The organism is Mumia sp. zg.B17 (assembly GCF_019550915.1).
Lineage (GTDB): Bacteria > Actinomycetota > Actinomycetes > Propionibacteriales > Nocardioidaceae > Mumia.
In genome coordinates this window covers 1-19,739 of the sequence record NZ_JAHWCI010000002.1, presented here as the reverse complement: position 1 = coordinate 19,739, position 19,739 = coordinate 1, and the positions used below count along the sequence as shown (strand labels likewise).

Here is a 19,739-nt window from a genome sequence, read left to right as displayed (position 1 = left end):
GTGTTCACTGGGGCCGACCGCATTAGTGTCCCGAGAACCTGCTCTGCCAGGACGCCGGCGATGGCCCCACCCACGACAGAGCGACACTGAGCGAGTCGAAGACCCCGAGCGTTCGCCACAGCAGCGCGTTCGCGCCGAGCGCCGGCAGCGCAAGCCGTCCGTCCCGATCCCGATCTCAGCGGCCCCGCGGGCCTATCGTCGCGCTTGCCGAGTGACGACCAACTTCAGCGCGGTGCGGGGACGATAGAACACTTTCAGGATCATGCTGAACTGAATGGCTCCGAGCACGCAGACGGTTTCGTCCTCCTCGATAAGAACGCTCATAGGCTCACTTGTCGCCCAGTCCATCGCAACTTGGAGGGTGTGCTCGCCGGCGGGCACTTCGATGCGAACCTCGCGGTTGGGGCGAAGTCGAGCGACGACGTCATTGTCCAGCCGAAAACTGAGCCTCCGAAGCGCCCCTCCTGAGTCGTAGCCTCTCCTGAGGACCAAGGTAGCCATCTCCGCACCTTTCAATCGGTATCAACTGCGGGTTTTTCCCCACAACCAGGATCCTCCCAAGCCCTCGCCGAGTCCCTTCAGCCCCCCATGCTGCTTCCTTCGACGCATCTTTCACTTTCCCCCGCTTTGTCTTCTTTTTCGAATTTCGGGCGCCTTCCATCCATCCGTTGAGCGCGCCAGCCCCCGCTCCACAACCGACCGCCGCACCGGCCGGACCAGCGATCAGAAAGCCTGCAGCCCCGCCCAGGGTGCACCCACCGGTGAAGCCCGCTACCGCCATCCCGGCCCTCTGCTGCCTCGCGGACCTCTTTTTAGGCTTCGGCGCGGCCTTCTTGGGCCGCGCCTTGTACGGAGCCGGATAGCCATTGTGCTTGGAGCTCTTGGACGGGACAGCCGCCACGGCAGATTTGCCCCCGCGGATTGTCTTGTGCACGTAGACGCCGGGACTGGGCCGACCGCCTGGATGTTCGATGTAGCCATCAAGGTCGACGCTGCCGATCGGGTCAACGGGATATGTGTAAGCGTTGTCGTTCCCGCCTTGGACGCCGTCGCGCGACAAGAATCTGCCAGTGAGCGGGCTGTATAGACGAGCACCCATCAGGGTGAAGCCACCCACAGTGTCGGTCGAGCGCTGCTGCGCACCCAAGTCTTGTCATCCCGCCACTGAATCTTGGCCGACGTCGCCGAAGGCTGTCCAGTGCACACAAGGAAACGTATTCCAAGACGTGGATCGTGATCCTTCCGTGATCTTTTTTGAACGAAAACCCGACAATGGGTGCGAATCCGAACAGTTGCCGTCAGTCTGACCATTGAAGATGAGTTCGCCCAACAAGCGCCGTCATGCGGGACTCAGAGCGCATTCCGCGGCCTTGACTCAGCCAAAGGCGCGCGGGCCCCTCACCGCTTCACCGACGCCTTCCGTCGAGCCGACGAACGAGCGACAGCCCTGCGAGAACGGTGGGGACGATCAACTGCTCTGACTCACAGGAAATCGTTGAGGACCTGGAGTCGCGAGTGCACTGGCCAATTCGACTTCCTCAATAGACTGCGGGAGCGGCCCGCCCGGGCTGCCTTCCACCCGCCAGTACTCCACATCCGCGTGCTCGTACATATCGCGCTGGGTGTCGCATCTCGTTCGAGCAGGAATGGAGTAACCTAGCCCGATCACAAGAGCAACGTAGCCTGGTCAAAGTAGCCAGATAAGGGTCACAGCGCCACGTATGACCACAAACCGTACCCGAGGCAGATCAGGGCAGCGGGTTCGCGGCCTCTCGCGTCTTCTTCCATTACCTGGCCACCGGTCAACGGCGCACCCGAAAGCGTAGGTGCAGCACGCGGTCGCCCTGGATCACGACGTCAGGATCCTCCAGCAGGTGCTGGGCACGGACCGACCCGAAGTAGCGCTTGCCGGAGCCGAGCACGACAGGCACGAGGTCCATGCGCACCTCGTCGACCAGGCCCGCGGCCAGCGCCTGACCACCGACGTCACCGGCGGCGACCTCGACGATGCGGTCACCCGCAAGCTCCTGCGCCGCGGCCACCGCTGCCTCGACCCCGTCGACGAAGTGGAACGGCGCCGCGGCGTCCCAGCCCTCGGGCGGTGGACGGTGCGTCACGACGACCACGTGGTCGATCCCGCTCGGAGGCTGCCCGTCCCAGCCGTCCGTCAGGTCGAAGACGTGGCGGCCGGCGATCGTCACCCCGATCTGGTCCCAGTACTGACGTGTGTAGTCATAGGACGCCGGCGACACCTTCACCTCGCCGCTCTCGTCCAACGGGACGTCACCGCTGACCAACCACTCGAAGATCGGACCGGGATCGTCCTTCTCGTCCGCGATGAAGCCGTCCACCGACACCGAGCCGTACATCACCACTTTGCTCACGGGGCTCTCCTCCGCCTTGGGATCCCCAAAGTAGTGGGTCGTGAGCCGTCGTCCTTGTACGAAATCAATCGGCCGGCAGCGGCCAGCTGTCCAGCACGTGGTCGGGGTGTTCGCGCAGGAACCGTCGCCGGACTTCGGCGTACCGTGTCGGTGTGAGCCCGGCGAACGCCCGGAAATCGTGGCCGAAGTGGGCCTGGTCGAAGTAGCCTGCGCCACTGGCGACGTCGCTCCAGTTGATCGGTTGGGCGAAGTCGATCGCGAGCAGGGTGGCGGCGAAGCGCTGGGTGCGGGCCAGCCGCTTCGGCGTGACGCCGACGAGCTCCTTGAACCGCTGTGTCAGATGAGTGCTGCTGACAGCGGCCGCGACCCGCAGGTCGCCGATCGCCGCCGCGCCGCTGGTCGCCATGATGATGCTGCTCGTATGGCGGACCAGCCCCAGGCCGGGGGTCTCGCACAGCCGTCCGATGAGCTCCTCCTCGAGCAGCGCCAGCATCTCGTGCGGCCCGTCCGCCGTGGCCAGCCGGTCGCGCAGCTCAGCGACGGCAGGCCGGCCCCACACCTGCTCCACCGTCACCGGCCGGTCACACAGCTCAACTGCGGGCATCGGCACGAACGGCGCGAGCCCCCACGGCTTGACGTGCACGCCCACGGACCGAGTCCAGGCCGGGTAGCTGAACCCCAACGCGCGGGTGGACGGGGTGACTATGCAGCCGTCGGCGTGCTCGGACGGCTCGACGTCGGTGCTGGCACGGATGTGGAACGGCGGCCCAAGGTTGACGACGAGCAACGCCGCCGGCGACGCCGGCAGGGTCAGCCGGGCGTACGGCGGGGCGCCCTCCAGGTAGTAGAGGTCCTCGATCAGCCCGTCCAACGGCGGACCGGGCACCTTGGACACGTACTCCACGCGTCCAGCATCGCCGACGCTGTCGACGCTGTCGATGAGTTCACCGGGCCTGCCGACACGTCACGCGGGTCGGCGCGGTTCGGCGATGCGGTCGCCAGCCTCATGACGACCACCGGCATGCCGCAGGACATGGTCACGCTGGTACGCCACACCCCGGTCTGGGCCGAGTACGAGGCGCTGGCGCCCACCCTGGCGTACGACTTCGCCCTGCTCGGTGACGGGACCGTGCCACGAGCGCGGCTCGAGGGCGTACGTACACCGACGCTGGTGCTCGACGGCGCTGCCAGTCCGGAGCTGCTCCGCTGTCCGTCGCGGATCGTTCGGTCCACCACCGGGTGGCGACCCGGGCGCGTTCGACGGCCGCGGCCACCTCGTCAGGCGTGGTGATCGGGTAGGTCCCGACCACGTCGCCTGTCGCCGGGTTCAGCGAGTCGAACGTGTGCGGCGTCGGAGCCTCCGTCTCCCCGCCCGCCCTCTTGTCGGCGCTCTTGCGTGTACGGGCGCTTCGGCGTCGGGCTGGTGGTCGCCGCCGGGTCCTCCGGGTGTGACGTGCGGCACAGACTGTGTCTCGAAGCCTACTGTCCGGTAGCGACGGATCACAGGGCGGACCGGGCCTCCTGGGAGGTCAGTCCTCGTGAAGGTCCGCCCCTGTCGGCGGAAGAGCGACACCGAGGCGGAGGGAGGGCGGATCCTGGGTGACGTCGACCTGAAGGCCGCCGTCGACGAATACCCGCTTCGCCGCGAGCCGCTGGAGCAGATCTTTTCGATCGTGGGGAACTCTCGTGGAACCCACGCGTCGCCTCCCCAACATCACGGTCCACAGATTCGAGTCCACGTCTGACGGGTCGAGCCAGACGTCGAAGTCGTACACCACCTCACCCTCATCGAGCTCGGTCGCTTCACAAGCGCGCACTACCCACTCACGATCCGTCTCCTCGACCGAGATCGGCACCTCGCTCAACGGCAGCCTCCAAAACTCCGGCGCACCCCGGAGCATCTCGACGTTTGAGGGTTCCTTCATCCAGCGAGGCTCACGTGGCGCCGATCGCAGCAGACTGAAGGTCGCCCGGACAACCTCGGCAAGGGTCCGAAGCCCCATCCGTGAGAACTCTCTACCCAGTTTCGACGGCGGCACACGCCGCTCCCAGAAGGAGGAGTAGACCTCCCACAGGTCCGAATCGAGCTCGCCAACGACCACACTGTCGACCTCCGACCGGAGGAGGTCAAGAGACGGGTCGCCTGATTCGATACGCCGGGCCCAGGCCTGGCTGTATGCCTCGAAGAAGAAGGGAGCCTGTGCAGATTCTGCACTCATGACGCTGGCCCCATGCTCATCAATCCCACCCTTGTCTGAGTGTGCTGCGGCAACGAGACGTCGTTCCGTTCAGGCCATTGTCCTCTGCACAGCAGGGGGTCGGGGTCGATCGCGCATAACGATTGCGTCCAGCTCGGACAGGTTCACGACCCGTGGCCTACTGCGGGACACCGCGGCCGGACCGCCGCAATGACACGCCCGCGCCCGCGTCCCGCAAGCCGTCGGCCAAGGTGTCGGCGTATCGCTCGGAGACGCGGATCGCGACCGCCACCCGGGTCGGTCGCTTCCGCTCCAGATCCCGGGGTAGAGGACGCAATCGTGGCAAGCGCCCATCCAACGCCGCCGCGCACGACTAACCCGGTGAGAAGACCTCACCGGGTGTCGTCCGCGGCCACTCGATGCCCCAGGAGGATGGCGAGTAAACCCGGCGCCGTGAGTGCAATTGCGCAGATAAGCGCTATTGACCTATACGCCGATTCGCCGGTTATCGCGAATGCAACCTAAAGGGCGGGAGCCGTGCCAATGATGGGCATTAACGCCAGGCCGAACTCCCATCCACCGCGTCGCGATGTGCTGTCTCCGCTGCGTCGATGCTCCTGAATAATCAACAACGCGATGGAGATAAGCACCATCAGCGGGACCAGCCCGATTACCGGATATGGACTGAAAAACAGAACGATCGAGACTGGGATGAGAAAGATGCACTGGACGAAAAACCGTATCAACTTCATTGAACTCCGCGGCGAGAATTGAGTGACTACCTGCGCGTGAGCAGCCCTAGACCTCCTCTTGCTACGCATTATGCCTGCCAGCAACGAATGAGATTTACCACACTCGTCGCCCCTCAGTCGCCCAAATCGCGCGGCGGCGAATCCTCCGCGATGAAGCCCCATACTACGAGCACACATCCCAACCCCCATACAGCCGCAGCAGCAACCCATTGGCCACAAACCATGAAGAACGTGCCGGTGCTGAACACGATGTAGCCGAGCCCTTTTGCATAGCGGGCGAATTTCAGCATGAAACGAAGAGCATAAGAGGCAAAATGTATACAGTAAGCCTACCCCATCTTACATCCGCGCTAACCGTGAGCCCAAAGAAGGGGCCTTTCTTATTCCAGGCCATAACTCCTATGTACCAGCCAACGAACTCGCTGGCAGCTAGCGCCGCAAATCCTCCGAAAGCTCTCATTGTTGTCCGCCTGAACTTCTCCATATTGGTCCTGGAGAATGCTCGATGCTTAGGACCTTCGAGGACTGCGTGGATTGCTCGATAGATGCCCCAGGTTATACTGACCCCCGCTGCGGTCCCGAGGGCTTCCTTTCTGGTCAACTGAACAAAAAACCCCGCCTCGATCCCGAAACCGCCCCGCGTCCAGTACGGGTTGAACCACTTGGTTGTCCTGTATTCTCCGCTGAGATCGAAGGAGTTTACTGGATCCGGAGGATAAGTATAGGAATTATCGTTACCGCCTCGCACAGGATCCGGCGATAGGAACCTCCCGGTGTGCGGGTTGTATAGGCGCATTCCCATGGCATACAGACCGCCACCACTGTCAACCTCCGGCCGGGCGGCCCCAAGCCACGCCGATCCTCCCTGAGGCGACTGGAGGCTGGCGCGGGAAATTCCGTACTCAGTTGACTCACGGCAAGTGCCAATTGTCGCAACCGCACCGCTCGCAGGATTATCGAACGAAGCAACAGTGTCGCCGTGGAGGTTGACGATGTAGAACTGCGCGTTTCCACGATCGACCTGCAGCCCAGCCTGATACCCGAGCGGTGAGCGTATGAACCGTGCCTCAGAGGCGACCGATGAGTTGCCGGAACGGTCGACGTATTCACTCCACGCTGGCGAGTTGCTGTCGTCAACGTAATGATTTCGGGTAGTCCGCGTGACGACTGAATCTGACTTCAACACAGTAGACCCGATTCGCGACAGAGGGTCGAGGTCGTAATCGTACTCGCTAAGAAGCGAGCCCTCGCCGTTCGCGCGGGGCACCGTCTGCTTCGAGCCAGCTACCATGTCGTTCGCGTAGTAGGACACCTGTAGGCGCCCACCCGAGATTCGATCTGCCGAGTCGAAGGTGGATCTGGTGGCCAAGGGCCTGCTTCCGTCACATTTGCCCTCGCTGTTGGCGCCGCTGGTGGTCAGGCTCTCGCGGTTGGAGTCGCGGCTGAAGGCGTACTCACGTCGCTGGCACGTCCGCGATGACGAGGGGCCCAAACCAAAGGAGTCCTCCACCTGCGTGAGGCGGTCGACCCGATCGTACTTATGCGTCTGAGTCGAAGCGACGCTGGACGCTGTCTGGACCCGGCCCTCCATGTCATAGGTCTGGCTGAAGGTGAGGCTCTCGTCGCCGATGCGGTAGGAGAGCGAGTTGGCATTGCCTGCGGTGTCGTACTGCCACTCCGCGATGATTCCGTTGGGGTGGATCATCGAGGTCGGCGCCCCGCTGGGACCGTACTCGACGCTGAACTGATCGGGTTGGCCGCCGGGCAGGTCGACATCTAGCCCCGTGACGAGTCCGCGCCGCTCTCCCGGGCCGTCGTAGGTGTACGAGTAGGTTCCCTTGCCGTCGTCAAGCGTCGCGAGGTGCCCAGCCCGATCATATTCCTTCTCGCTTGTATTGCCCGACGAGTCCGTGCGCGAGACTTCGCGTCCCCAGCTGTCATAACTGAGGGAGATGACGGAGTCGCCATTCGAGATCGAGCGCAGCGCACCCGTCGTCGGATTGTAGGAGCACGTCGTCGCGGGAACCGGGTCGTCACCGGGAGAGCCGTTGGCCACCACGAGATGCTCAGAGGTGAGGCGTCCCATGGCGTCGTAGGCGTAGGTGGCGACGCGTTCGATTTCGCCCGCCGACGTCCCGGCCTGCGGGTCGCGGGACTCCTTGATCACGGTCGGGTTCCGCCGCGAATCGTAGGCCGCGTAGAAAGATTAAGAGTAATGCTCGCGAGCACGCGGGAACCCTGTGCCATAACCGGACCACACCTGACTTCAGCCAACCACCTCCGCGGCGGTTGTGTGCACTAAACCAAGCAGTTCCATATTGCGAAACGTTATTCCACGAACTGGATCGTGACCAGTCCGTTACTTCGTTCGGTAGACCGACATTAGCGATGAGTTCACCCAGCCCGCCCGGTCGTACGGCTATGAGAGGGCATCCCGCGACCGTGACGTCCGCCGACGGCACGCGGCTCGCTGTCACACGGCGTGGGTCCGGCCCCGCGGTCGTGCTCGTCGACGGTGCCCTCGCCTGCTCGCGCACCGACCCCGGCCGACCTCTTGCGCAGGCACTGGCCGAGGCCTTCACGGTTCACGACTTCGACCGGCGCGGGCGCGGGCGCAGCACCGACACCGCGCCGTACGCCCCGCAGCGCGAGATCGAGGACGTGGCCGCAGTCCTCCGTGCCGCGGGCGAGGATGCCTGCCTCTTCGGGATGTCTTCCGGTGCCGTGCTCGGGCTCGAGGCGGTGGCTGCCGGTGTGCCGGTTCGACGCCTCGCCGTCTACGAGCCGCCCTACACCGGCGAGGTCGTCGGGGCCGCCAACGTGCGCCGGGCACGCAGCGAGCTCGAGGCGATCCTGGCCGACACGTCTCGCGGGTCGGCGCGGTTCGGTGATGCGGTCGCCAGCCTCATGACGACCACCGGCATGCCGCAGGACATGGTCACGCTGGTACGTCACACCCCGGTCTGGGCCGAGTACGAGGCGCTGGCGCCCACCCTGGCGTACGACTTGGCCCTCCTCGGTGACGGGACCGTGCCACGATCGCGGCTCGAGGGCGTGCGTACCCCGACGCTCGTCCTCGACGGCGCCGCCAGTCCGGAGCTGCTCCGCTGTCCGTCGCGGATCGTCGCGTGCGTCGTCGGCGCTGTCGCCTACCGGTCGCTCCCGGACCAGACGCACGACGTCGATCCCGCCGTCCTGGCGCCGGTCCTGTCTGAGTTCTTCGCCGGCTAGACCGCCGCCGTCGCGGCGGCCACCCGCGCCGGCGGGAGCGTCCGCCCACGCATCAGGTCGGCCGCCTTCTCGCCGACCATGATCGCCGGCGCGTTGGTGTTGCCGCGCGGGACCATCGGCATCACCGAGGCGTCGGCGACCCTGAGCCCGTCGACCCCACGCACCCGCAGCTCGGGATCGACGACGGAGGACTCGCCGCTGCCCATCGCGCAGGTGCCGACGGGATGGAAGAGCGTCTGGCTCATGGTCCGGATGTGCTCGACGAGCTCGGTGTCGGTCGGGACCGCGCCTCGCGCCTTCGGCATCCAGAGGTCGACCAGGAACCGGGCGAGCGGGCCTGACGAGACGGTGTCCAGCACCCGCCGCACACCCGCGAGCTGGGCGTCGAGGTCGGTCTGGTCGTCGTAGTACGCCGCGTCGATCTCGGGATGCCACGTGGGGTCGGCCGAGCGCAGACGCAGCGAGCCGCGGCTCGCCACGTTGACCAGCGTCGACGCCGCCGTGAACATCTGCGCCTGCGGCTCGCGCAGCCCGTTGTCGTAGAACCCGCTCGGAGCGGCATGGACCTGGAGGTCGGGTGCGGCGAGCCCGTCGCGGCTGGAGAAGAACGCGCCCGCCTCGCCGAGGTTGGAGGCGAGCGGCCCGGTGCCCGTGGCCTTCCACCGGAGGAGGTTCGCGAGCGTGCTGGACTGCACCAGATCGGTGCTGCCGCGCGTCGTCCAGATCAGCGGGACCGCCGGATGGTCGTGCAGGTTCGCGCCGACTCCCGGCAGGTCGGCGACCACGTCGATGCCGTGCTCGCGCAGGTGTGTCGCGGGGCCGATGCCCGACAGCATGAGGAGCTGTGGGCTGTTGACGGCGCCGCCCGACAGGACGACCTCGCGCTCGGCCCGTGCGACCTGCTCCGTCCCCGCGACCGCGTACGCGACCCCGGTGGCCCTGCCGTCCTCGACGACGACGCGCGTGGCCAGCGCTCCGGTGAGGACCGTGAGGTTGGGACGGTCCATCGCGGGCTGGAGATAGGCGTCGACGACGGACCACCGACGGCCCTTGCGGCAGGTCACCTGATAGAGCCCGGCGCCCTCTTGCGAGGCACCGTTGAAGTCGTCGTTGCGCGCGAAGCCCGAGTCGACCGCCGAGTCGACCCACGCCGCGGTGAGCTCGTGGGTGAAGACGCGGTCCTCGACCCGCAGCGGCCCGTCGGTCCCGTGGTAGGGCCCAGAGAGGCGGGTGTTGCCCTCGGCCCGCACGAAGTAGGGCAGGACGTCCTCGTAGCCCCAGCCGTCGGCGCCGTACGCGTCGCGCCACGTGTCGTAGTCCAGGGCATTGCCGCGGATGTAGATCATCGCGTTCATCGAGGAGCAGCCGCCGAGGGCCTTCATCCGCGGCCAGTAGGCGCGCCGCCCGTGCAGCTGCTTCTGGGCGGTGGTCGTGTAGTTCCAGTCCCAGCGGGTCTTGAAGAGAGTCGAGAACGCCGCCGGGATCCGGATCTCGTCGGCGTCGGCCGGCGGGCCCGCCTCGAGGAGGAGCACCGTCACCGACGGGTCCTCGGTCAACCGGGCGGCCACGACCGCACCCGCGCTCCCCGCGCCCACCACCACGTAGTCGTACGACGTCATGCGCCGAAGTGTGACACACCTCATATCCGGCCGTCGCAGCCTCCGCCTGCTCCACGGGCAGCAGGGATCGGCGGCCGACCGATCGGAGAAAAACATGAGGTGGTCCTCAGGTAAATGTTGAGGCTTCCCTCATGTTTGGGACATGATGAGGGCTGCCCCGACCGCGCACCACCAGGAAGGCTCGAGGGACTCGTGACGATCATCGACACCCCGACCACCCGGACGACGACGCACGACCACCGCACCCGGCTGGTCGACGCGCTCAACGACGCGACCCCGTACGCCCTCGCTTTCGGAGGTCAGGGAAGCCCGTGGCTCGAGCCGCTGAGCGACCTCCTGCGCACCTACGCGCTGGGTCCGCAGCTGCACGCGACCTGCGCGGGCGCCGAGCGCCTGCTCACGCCGGTGCTCCCCGAGATCTCCCGCATCCCGCTGCCGTTCACCCCGCTGGAGTGGGCCGACGCGCTCGCGGTCGCCGAGTCGGCCGCCAGCGACGAGGCACCCCCCGCCCCGGACACCGACCTGCTGGCCCAGCCCGCCGTGTCCGTCCCCGGCATCCTCCTCGCCCAGCTCGCCGGCGTCGAGGCGCTGCGCCTGCAGGGTCTCGACCCCGCGACCAGCGCTCCCACCGCGGTCGTGAGCCACTCGCAGGGCGTCCTCGCCGCCGAGGCTGTGGCCGGACGAGACGCGTCCGAGGTCCTCGCCCTGGCCCGTCTGGTCGGCGCGGCCGTCCAGCTCACCGCCCAGCGCCGCGGCCTGCTCGGCGACACCATGCTCGCCGTACGGCGGGTCGACCCTGCCGAGGTCGAGCGCCTGCTCGCGGAGGTCAGCGACGTCGACGTCGACGTCGCCCTGCGCAACGGCCGCCGTACGGTCGTCCTCAGTGGCCCGGCCGACGACCTGGTGACGATCAAGCGTCACCTCGAGCGCGAGGCGCAGACGCAGGCGTCGCTCCGCGACCGCAAGCTCACCGGCGGCACGCCGTTCTCCCCCGTCTTCGAGGTGCTGGAGCCGCGCGCCGCCTTCCACCACCACCGCCTGGCCGAGGCCGGCGACCTCGTCGCCGAGTGGGCCACCGCCTGCGGCCTCGACCCCGACTGGTCCCGTGACGTTGCCACGCGCGCCGTCATCGCCCCCGGCGACTGGGTCGGCGACCTGGAGTCTGCCCTCGACACCGGCGCGGAGTGGATCCTCGACCTCGGTCCGGGTGACCTCGCCTCGATGCTCGCCGGCTACGAGGCCACGGCGCGTGGTGTCGGCGTCGTCGCTCCCGCCACCCGGCGCGGACAGCGCACCCTCACCACGCCCGGCGCTGCCCCGCGCCGAGCCACCCCCTGGTCGGCGTACGCCCCGAAGCCGGTGACGCTGCCCGACGGCCGAACCGTGCTGGAGACCCGCTTCACGCGTCTCACCGGACGTTCTCCCATCCTGCTCGCAGGTATGACGCCGACCACCGTGGACGCTCCGATCGTCGCGGCCGCCGCCAACGCCGGATTCTGGGCCGAGCTCGCCGGCGGCGGGCAGGTCACCGAAGGCATCTTGACCGACCGCGTCGAGGAGCTCACGGGCCTCCTCGACCCGGGCCGTACCTTCGCGTTCAACGCGCTCTATCTCGACCCCTACCTCTGGAAGATGCAGCTGGGTCAGCAGCGTCTCGTCCAGCGCGCGCGGGCCAACGGTGCCGCCGTCGACGCGGTCGTCGTCAGCGCCGGCATCCCCGAGCTCCCCGAGGCCGTCGCGCTGGTCGACGAGCTCCGCGAGGCCGGCATCTCCTATGTCGTCTTCAAGCCCGGCACCGTCAAGCAGATCCGCGAGGTGCTGGCGATCGCCCGTGAGGCGGCGCCGACCCCGGTCGTCGTCCACGTCGAGGGCGGCAAGGCCGGCGGCCACCACTCGTGGGAGGACCTGGACGACCTGCTCCTCACCACCTATGCGCAGCTGAGGGCCCAGGACAACGTCGTCGTCTGTGTCGGCGGCGGCATCGGCACCCCGCAGTCGGCGTCGGCCTACCTCACCGGCGCCTGGGCGCGACGCCACGGCTACCCGGCGATGCCGCTCGACGGCATTCTCGTCGGCACCGCGGCGATGGCGGCCCGCGAGGCCACCACCTCCCCGCAGGTCAAGCAGCTGCTCGTCGACACACCCGGCACCCCGGACTGGGTCGGTGCGGGCCGCGCCGTTGCCGGCATGGCGTCCGGGCGCAGCCAGCTCGGCGCCGACATCCACGAGATCGACAACGCCGCCTCGCGGGCAGGCCGCATCATCGACGAGGTCGCGGGAGACGCCGACGCCGTGGCCGCCCGGCGCGACGAGATCATCGCCGCGATCGCAGCGACAGCCAAGCCCTACTTCGGTGACGTCACGACGATGACGTACGCCGCGTGGCTCGCACGCTACGCCGAGCTCGCCGGTGCCGAGCCGGGCGAGAACGAGATCACCGGCGCCGGCGCCGAGAACTGGCTCGACGTCACGCTGCGCGACCGCTTCCACGCCATGGTGCAGCGCGCGGAGGCACGCCTCTCCGACGAGGACCACGGCGAGATCCCGACGCTGTTCGCCGACGCCGAGTCGGTCGGTGACCCGCACGCCGCGATCGGCACGCTGCTGACCGCCTACCCGCGTGCCATCGAGGTGACGCTCCACCCCGGCGACGTCCCCTTCTTCGTCGAGGTGTGCCGCCGTCCGGGGAAGCCGGTGCCGTTCGTGCCCGTCCTCGACGCCGACGTACGCCGCTGGTACCGGTCGGACTCCCTGTGGCAGGCCCATGACGCGCGCTACGGCGCCGACGCGGTCTGCGTCATCCCCGGTCCCGTCGCCGTCGGCGGGATCACCCGTGTCGACGAGCCGGTCGCCGACCTGCTGCGCCGCTTCGAGGACGAGACGGTCGACGACGTCCTGACCGCCGGTGCGCTCGAGTCGCGCGTCGCCGGGCGTCGCCGCGTCGACGCCGCCGACGACGTGCTCGGGCTGGTCCTGGCCGCGCCCGACGTGAGCTGGGCTGGCCGTACGGTCCGCAACCCTGTCCACCGTCTCGGCGTCGACTGGGTCATCGTCGACCCCTCGCGTGCCGAGCACGCCGAGACCGGAGCGGTCCTGCGCACCGACGGCCCCGACGCCGTGCTGGAGGTGCCGCTCGGCGGCACCCGCTCGCTGTCGGTCCGCATCCAGGTCGCCGACGCCGCCGACGGCGGTGCCCCGGTCGTCACCGCCGACAGCGCCGTGGCGGCGATGCGTTGCCTCGTCGAGGTCGCCGGGGGCGGCTCGTTGCCGCAGGCGCGGGACGGCGTCGCCCGTACGACCGTGCGCTGGTCGGGCGACCTCGGCTCCGACCACGCCGCCGTCACCGGCGGAGCCGTCGCTCGCAGCGGTCGCCCCGCACCCGACGCGCTGGTCGGCCTCGCCTGGCCTGCCGTCTTCGCCGTCCTCGCCGGCACCCGCGCACCGGGCTCCGACGTCGACGTCGTGGAGGGCATGCTCGACCTCGTCCATCTCGACCACGCGATCCGGCTCGCTGACGACCTTCCGCACGGCGGCGCCGCGCTGAGCGTCGAGGCGCGCCTCGTCGGGGTCGAGGACGCAGGCGTCGGCCGCGTCGTGACCATCGACGTGGACGTGTGCACGGACTCCCACGAGCTCGCGACCCTGCGCGAGCGCTTCGCAATCCGCGGCCGCACCGGCGCCGCCGACCTGGGCGACCCCGTCGTCGCCGGTGGCGCGGCGCGCGGCGCCGTGACCGACACCCCGCGTCGTACGCGGGCGAAGCGGTTGGTCGTCGCCCCCACCGACATGCGGGCGTTCGCCGCGGTCACCGGTGACCACAACCCGATCCACACCAGCGTCGCCGCCGCCCGCCTGGCCGGCCTGGGCGATCCGATCGTCCACGGCATGTGGCTGTCGGCGACCGCGCAGCAGATGCTCGGTGACCGCCGCGTGGACGGCTGGACGACACGGTTCCTGGCGCCCGTCCGGCTGGGCGCGACGGTAGACCTGACGGCCGTGCGTACCGGTCTCGACGCCGGCGCGGAGATCCTCGAGATCACCGGCCGCAGCGAGGGCGAGCTCGTGCTCGCAGCCACCGCGCGCATCGCCGCGCCCCGCACGGCCTACGCGTTCCCCGGCCAGGGCATCCAGCACCCGGGCATGGGCATGGGGGGATACCGGCGCAGCAAGGCCGCGCGGGAGATCTGGGACCGCGCCGACGCCCACACCCGTACGGCGCTGGGCTTCTCCATCCTGACCGTCGTCCAGGACAACCCGACCGTGGTCGTCGCCGACGGCGTCACGCACCGGCACCCCGACGGCGTCCTGTTCCTCACGCAGTTCACCCAGGTCGCGATGGCCGTCCTCGGCTCGGCGCAGATCGCCGAGCTCCGTGAGGCCGGCGCGTTCGTCGAGGACGCGGTGCTGGCGGGCCACTCGGTCGGTGAGTACAACGCGCTGTCGGCCGTCTCGGGCGTGATCAGCCTCGAGGCCGTGATCGAGGTCGTGTTCCAGCGTGGATCGGTGATGCACGCGCTGGTCCCCCGCGACGCCGAGGGCCGGAGCGACTACCGCCTGGCCGCCATCCGCCCGAGCCAGATCGGGCTGGCGGACTCCGACGTCGCGGCGTTCGTCGAGGGTGTGTCGCAGGAGTCCGGCGAGTTCCTCGAGATCGTGAACTACAACCTCCGCGGCTCGCAGTACGCCATCGCCGGAACCGTCCGCGGCCTCGAGATCCTCGAAGAGGAGATCGCACGACGCCGCGCGGCGTTCGGCGGCAAGGCGGCGTTCATCCTCGTGCCCGGCATCGACGTGCCCTTCCACTCGACCGTGCTCCGCGGTGGCGTGCCGGACTTCCGGGCCCGTCTCGAGGAGCTGCTCCCCGAGACGATCGACCCGTCGATCTTGCTCGGTCGCTATGTCCCGAACCTGGTCCCGCGGCCGTTCACGCTCGACCAGCGCTTCGTCGCCGAGGTCGCCGCGACCGTGCCGTCCGCGCCGCTGGAGGAGGTCCTCGCCGACTACGACGCATGGGCCGCCGACCCGGGCCGCCTGGCACGGCGCCTGCTCGTCGAGCTCCTGGCCTGGCAGTTCGCCAGCCCTGTGCGCTGGATCGAGACGCAGGACCTCATGTTCGGCGACCTCGGTGTCGAGCGCTTCGTGGAGGTCGGGGTCGCCAACGCACCGACCGTCGCGAATCTCGCCTCGGCGACGCTCAAGCTCCCGAGCGCACCGCACCGCTCGGTCGAGGTCGTCAACATCGAGCGCGAGCAGGCCGTCGTCTTCGCGACCGACACCGACCCGGAACCGGTGTCGGAGGAGCCGTCGGACACCGTCGAGGAGTCGGCGGCCGCGGCCGGCGCCCCCCAGACCGCCGGTGCTGCCGCGGGGCCCTCCCCCGTCGCAGCGCCGGCCCCGAGCGCCGACCGACCGGCCGACCTGTCCTTCGACGCCGCCGACGCGACGACGGTGCTGCTGGCCTGGTGGACCAAGATGCGCCTCGACCAGATCGGTGCGGCCGACTCGATCGAGTCGCTCTGCGACGGCGCGTCCTCACGGCGCAACCAGCTGCTCGTCGACCTCGGCGGCGAGCTCTCGCTGGGCGCCATCGACGGCGCCGCCGACGCGGACCTGCCGACCCTGTCGGGCCAGGTCAAGGGCCTCGCCCGGGCGTACAAGCCGTTCGGCCCGGTGCTGTCCACCGCCCTCGGCGACCACCTCGCCAAGGTCCTCGGCCCCACGGGCAAGCGCCAGTCGGCGATCACCGACCGCGTCACCGGCGTCTGGCAGCTCGGACCGGGCTGGGCCAGCCACGTGGTCGCGGAGCTCGCCCTCGCGACCCGCGAGGGCAGCAGCGTACGGGGCGGAGCCTTCGGCGAGCTCGGGGCGCCGACCAGCGCCGCGGAGCTCGACAGCGCGGTGGACGCCGCCGTCGCGGCCGTCGGCGCCCGGCATGGTGTCGCCGTCGCGATGCCGAGCGCCGGTGGCGCCGACGTCACCGTCGACGCCGCTGCCCTCGGTGAGATCACGGCAGAGATCACGGGGCCCGACGGGGTGCTCGCCTCCACCGCTCGCCACCTGCTCGGGAGGCTCGGACTGTCGAGCACTGGCGCGGTAGCTGACGCCGGCGACCACGCGACCGACGCCGCGGTGCTGGCGCAGGTCGAGGCCGAGCTCGGCAGCGACTGGGCCCGTCTGACGACCCCCGCCTTCGACGCGCGACGCGCGGTGCTGCTCGACGACCGGTGGGCCAGCGCCCGCGAGGACGTCGCGCGGATCGCCGCGGGTGACGACGTCACGGCCACGGTCGAGACCTTCGTCGGCGCCGGCGAGGACGTCGCAGCGCAGGCACGGTGGTGGGCCTCACAGACCGACGACACCGGCGTCGCCGAGCGGCTGACCATGGTCGCGGAGGCAGCGCTCGACACCACACCCGGGGACTGGGCCGACGACGTCGTCGTCGTCACCGGCGCCAGCACCGGGTCGATCGCCGCATCGGTCGTCGGTCGGCTGCTCGGTGGCGGCGCCACCGTCGTCGCGACCACGTCCCGGCTCGACCAGTCCAAGCTGCGGGCGTTCAAGGAGCTGTACCGCACGCACGCCCGCGCCGGGGCACGCCTCTGGGTCGTCCCGGCCAACCTCGCGTCCTTCGCCGACGTCGACGCGCTCGCGTCGTGGGTGAGCGAGGAGCAGACCACGTCCGCCGGTGGCGCCACCACGGTGGCCAAGGCTGCGCTGACGCCGACGCTGCTCTTCCCGTTCGCCGCGGGGCGGGTCGCCGGTGACCTCACGGAGGTCGGCTCCCGCTCCGAGGTCGACATGCGGATCCTGCTCTGGTCGGTCGAGCGGCTCATCGCCGCACTCGCCACCACGGGCCGCGCCCACGACCTCGCGTCCACGCTGCACGTGGTGCTGCCGGGCTCCCCGAACAGGGGCACCTTCGGTGGCGACGGGGCGTACGGCGAGGCGAAGGCCGCGCTCGACGCCGTCACCGCGAAGTGGTCCAGCGAGGCCACCTGGAGCGACCGCGTCTCGCTCGTCCACGCGATCATCGGCTGGGTCCGCGGGACCGGGTTGATGGGGGCCAACGACCCGCTCGTCGAGGCGGTCGAGCAGGCGGGAGTCCGTACCTGGTCGACCGACGAGATGGCCGAGGCTCTGCTCGAGCGGGCGACACCGCAGGCCCGCGCTCAGGCGCGTACGGCGCCGGTGACCGTCGACCTGACCGGCGGGCTGGGCGAGGCCGACGTCGACCTCGGCGCGCTGGCCCGGGACGCGGCCGACGCGGTCGGTGCGACCGGTGTGCCGACGGAGTCCGACGACTCCGTGAGGATCGCGGCGCTCGCGCCGTCACCGGCGCAGCTGCCTGCGCGTCCTGACGTGCCCTGGCCCAGCATCTCGGCCCGCCCCGAAGACCTCGTGGTCATCGTGGGCGCCGGCGAGCTGGGGCCGTACGGGTCGGCGCGCACGCGGTTCGAGTACGAGGTGTCCGAGGAGCTGTCGGCCGCGGGCGTGCTCGAGCTCGCCTGGTCCACCGGCCTGGTGGCCTGGGACAACGGCGGCTGGTACGACGTCGCGTCGGGCGAGCCCGTCACCGAGCCCGAGCTCCACGAGCGCTACCACGACGAAGTGGTCGAGCGGTGCGGCATCCGTCGCTACGCCGACGACGGCGCGCTCGTCGACGCCTCGACGCCCCTGCTCGCTCGGGCCTACCTCGACGAGGACCTCACGTTCTCGGTCGGCAACGAGGCCGCCGCGCGGGCGATGTATGACGCCGACCCCGGCCGTACGGTCATCGCACCGGGCTCCGACGGCGACTGGACGGTGACGCGCAGGGCGGGCACCGAGATCCGCGTCCCGCGGCGTCTCGCGCTGACCCGGACGATCGGCGGCCAGATCCCGACCGGCTTCGACCCCACCGTGTGGGGCGTCCCGGCTGAGATGCTCGAGTCGTTGGACCGGGTCGCGGTCTGGAACCTCGTCTGCACCGTGGACGCGTTCCTCTCCAGCGGGTTCAGCCCTGCCGAGCTCATGGGCTGGGTCCACCCTGCGGCGGTCGCGAGCACCCAGGGCACCGGCATGGGCGGCATGACGTCGATGCGCTCGCTCTACGTCGACACGCTGCTCGGTGAGGCCAAGCAGAACGACATCCTCCAGGAGGCGCTGCCGAACGTCATCGCGGCGCACGTCATGCAGTCGTACGTCGGTGGGTACGGGTCGATGGTCCACCCCGTCGCCGCCTGCGCCACGGCGGCGGTCTCGATGGAGGAGGGCGCTGACAAGATCCGGCTCGGCAAGGCCGACTTCGTGGTCGCGGGAGGTTTCGACGACCTGTCGACGGAAGGCATCGTCGGATTCGCCGACATGTCCGCGACCGCCGACTCCGGCGTGATGCTCGCCAAGGGCATCGACCCTCGCTACGTCAGCCGGGCCAACGACCGGCGACGCGGCGGGTTCGTCGAGTCGCAGGGGGGCGGCACGGTGCTGCTCGCCCGCGGCGACGTGGCGCTCCGGATGGGGCTGCCGGTCCTCGGTGTGGTCGCGTACGCGGGCTCCTTCGCTGACGGCGTCCACACGTCGATCCCGGCACCGGGCCTGGGTGCGCTGGCCGCGGCCCGCGGTGGCGCGCAGTCGCCGCTGGCGCGCGGGCTCGCGACGCTCGGTCTCGCCGCGGACGACGTGGCGGTGGTGTCCAAGCACGACACCTCCACGGCAGCCAACGATCCCAACGAGTCCGAGCTGCACGAGCGGATCGCGGCGTCGCTCGGGCGCTCCGAGGGCAACCCGCTCTTCGTCCTGTCGCAGAAGGCGCTGACCGGACACTCCAAGGGCGGCGCGGCGGCGTTCCAGGCGATCGGGCTCTGCCAGGTCCTCGGCAGCCAGGTGCTGCCGCCGAACCGGAGCCTCGACTGCGTCGACGACGTGCTCGACGAGAACCCGCACCTGGTGTGGCTCCGCGACGCGCTGCCGGCGCCGGCGCCGATGCGGGCCGGGCTGGTCACGAGCCTCGGGTTCGGCCACGTCGCGGCGCTGGTCGCCATCGCGCACCCGGAGGCGTTCCTCGCGACGCTCGACGCCGACGAGCGCGAGGAGTACGAGCGGGCGTCGCGGGCGCGGGAGGTCTCGGGTCGCCTGCGGCTCGTACGGGCGATGTATGGCGGCCCTGCCCCGTACCAGCGCCCGGTCGGACGCCGCCTCGGTGACTCCGACGCGCGGGAGCGGGAGGCCTCGATCCTCCTCGACCCGCGGGCACGTCTCGGTGCGGACGGTACGTACGCGGTCGGGGTTGGGAACGCCCCCGCCGTCGTCGAACCGCCCGCACCGGGATCGGGGAACGTCGCCAGGGGGGTGGGTGACGTCGCGGACGGCGGACCGCGCACGCGATGAGCGTGCTCGGCGTCGGCGTGGACCTGGTCCACGTCCCGTCGTTCGGAGAACAGCTCGCGCAGCCGGGAACCCGGTTCGCCGAGCTGTTCACCCCCGGCGAGCGAGGTGACGCGGCGGACGGCTCGGCCGACCGTACGCGTCACCACCCGGCGCGGGGGGGGGGCCAGGAGGCCCGCGGCCAGGCCGGGG

The 19,739-nt window shown here is 69.7% G+C and carries 11 protein-coding genes and 1 pseudogene; 4 read left to right on the top strand and 8 right to left on the bottom strand.

Features of this window, described 5'->3' with window-relative positions; genetic code table 11:
• Positions 1-192 precede the first annotated feature (192 nt).
• The 4 genes from KV097_RS01420 to KV097_RS01405 form a co-directional block, all read right to left on the bottom strand.
• Complete coding sequence (locus tag KV097_RS01420; RefSeq protein WP_220342138.1) at positions 193-501, bottom strand: DUF4399 domain-containing protein; 309 nt, start codon at positions 499-501, stop codon at positions 193-195.
• Entirely contained in the window at positions 425-1,117 is a 693-nt protein-coding gene (locus KV097_RS19865; RefSeq protein WP_374106973.1) for a hypothetical protein, read from the bottom strand. Before KV097_RS19865 ends, KV097_RS01420 begins: the two co-directional genes overlap by 77 nt.
• A gap of 685 nt (positions 1,118-1,802) precedes the next feature.
• Entirely contained in the window at positions 1,803-2,384 is a 582-nt protein-coding gene (locus KV097_RS01410) for a dihydrofolate reductase family protein (RefSeq protein ID WP_220364914.1), read from the bottom strand.
• 64 nt (positions 2,385-2,448) lie between these two features.
• Positions 2,449-3,288: a helix-turn-helix domain-containing protein gene (locus tag KV097_RS01405; protein WP_308289301.1), complete on the bottom strand. Its 840-nt coding sequence runs from the start codon at positions 3,286-3,288 to the stop codon at positions 2,449-2,451.
• 102 nt (positions 3,289-3,390) lie between these two features.
• Here KV097_RS01405 and KV097_RS01400 point away from each other — a divergent pair, with 102 nt between their 5' ends.
• Positions 3,391-3,675 (top strand): hypothetical protein, encoded by a 285-nt coding sequence (locus tag KV097_RS01400; RefSeq protein ID WP_220364913.1) that lies wholly within the window; start codon positions 3,391-3,393, stop codon positions 3,673-3,675.
• Between the two features lie 238 nt (positions 3,676-3,913).
• On the opposite strand, the gene KV097_RS01395 is transcribed toward KV097_RS01400, so the two are convergent.
• The 3 genes from KV097_RS01395 to KV097_RS19600 all read right to left on the bottom strand — a co-directional run bounded on the left by KV097_RS01395 (position 3,914) and on the right by KV097_RS19600 (position 7,501).
• On the bottom strand, positions 3,914-4,603 hold the full coding sequence (locus KV097_RS01395) for a hypothetical protein (protein ID WP_220364912.1): 690 nt from the start codon (positions 4,601-4,603) through the stop codon (positions 3,914-3,916).
• An 844-nt stretch (positions 4,604-5,447) separates the two neighbouring features.
• Positions 5,448-5,624, bottom strand: coding sequence for a hypothetical protein (locus tag KV097_RS01390; protein WP_220342143.1), 177 nt, complete (start codon positions 5,622-5,624; stop codon positions 5,448-5,450).
• A complete protein-coding gene (locus tag KV097_RS19600; RefSeq protein WP_220364911.1) occupies positions 5,618-7,501 on the bottom strand; it encodes an RHS repeat-associated core domain-containing protein in 1,884 nt (627 codons plus the stop codon). Before KV097_RS19600 ends, KV097_RS01390 begins: the two co-directional genes overlap by 7 nt.
• 275 nt (positions 7,502-7,776) lie before the next feature.
• On the opposite strand from KV097_RS19600, the gene KV097_RS01380 reads away from it, so the two are divergent.
• Complete coding sequence (locus KV097_RS01380; protein ID WP_220364910.1) at positions 7,777-8,565, top strand: alpha/beta fold hydrolase; 789 nt, start codon at positions 7,777-7,779, stop codon at positions 8,563-8,565.
• Here the strand turns inward: KV097_RS01380 and KV097_RS01375 are convergent.
• A complete protein-coding gene (locus KV097_RS01375; protein ID WP_220364909.1) occupies positions 8,562-10,184 on the bottom strand; it encodes a GMC family oxidoreductase in 1,623 nt (540 codons plus the stop codon). The two genes, KV097_RS01380 and KV097_RS01375, sit on opposite strands and share 4 nt — an antisense overlap.
• 192 nt (positions 10,185-10,376) lie before the next feature.
• On the opposite strand from KV097_RS01375, the gene KV097_RS01370 reads away from it, so the two are divergent.
• Entirely contained in the window at positions 10,377-19,550 is a 9,174-nt protein-coding gene (locus KV097_RS01370) for a polyketide synthase (protein ID WP_308289300.1), read from the top strand.
• A pseudogene (locus KV097_RS01365) lies at positions 19,547-19,739 on the top strand (holo-ACP synthase); the annotation flags it as partial. The gene KV097_RS01370 and the pseudogene KV097_RS01365, both read left to right, overlap by 4 nt.

Bases quoted from the DNA above. Each gene is read 5' to 3' on its own strand.
- KV097_RS01390 (WP_220342143.1), bottom strand. From the start codon at position 5,624: ATGCTGAAATTCGCCCGCTATGCAAAAGGGCTCGGCTACATCGTGTTC.
- KV097_RS01375 (WP_220364909.1), bottom strand. From the start codon at position 10,184: ATGACGTCGTACGACTACGTGGTGGTGGGCGCGGGGAGCGCGGGTGCG.
- KV097_RS01395 (WP_220364912.1), bottom strand. From the start codon at position 4,603: ATGAGTGCAGAATCTGCACAGGCTCCCTTCTTCTTCGAGGCATACAGC.
- KV097_RS01420 (WP_220342138.1), bottom strand. From the start codon at position 501: ATGGCTACCTTGGTCCTCAGGAGAGGCTACGACTCAGGAGGGGCGCTT.
- KV097_RS01400 (WP_220364913.1), top strand. From the start codon at position 3,391: ATGACGACCACCGGCATGCCGCAGGACATGGTCACGCTGGTACGCCAC.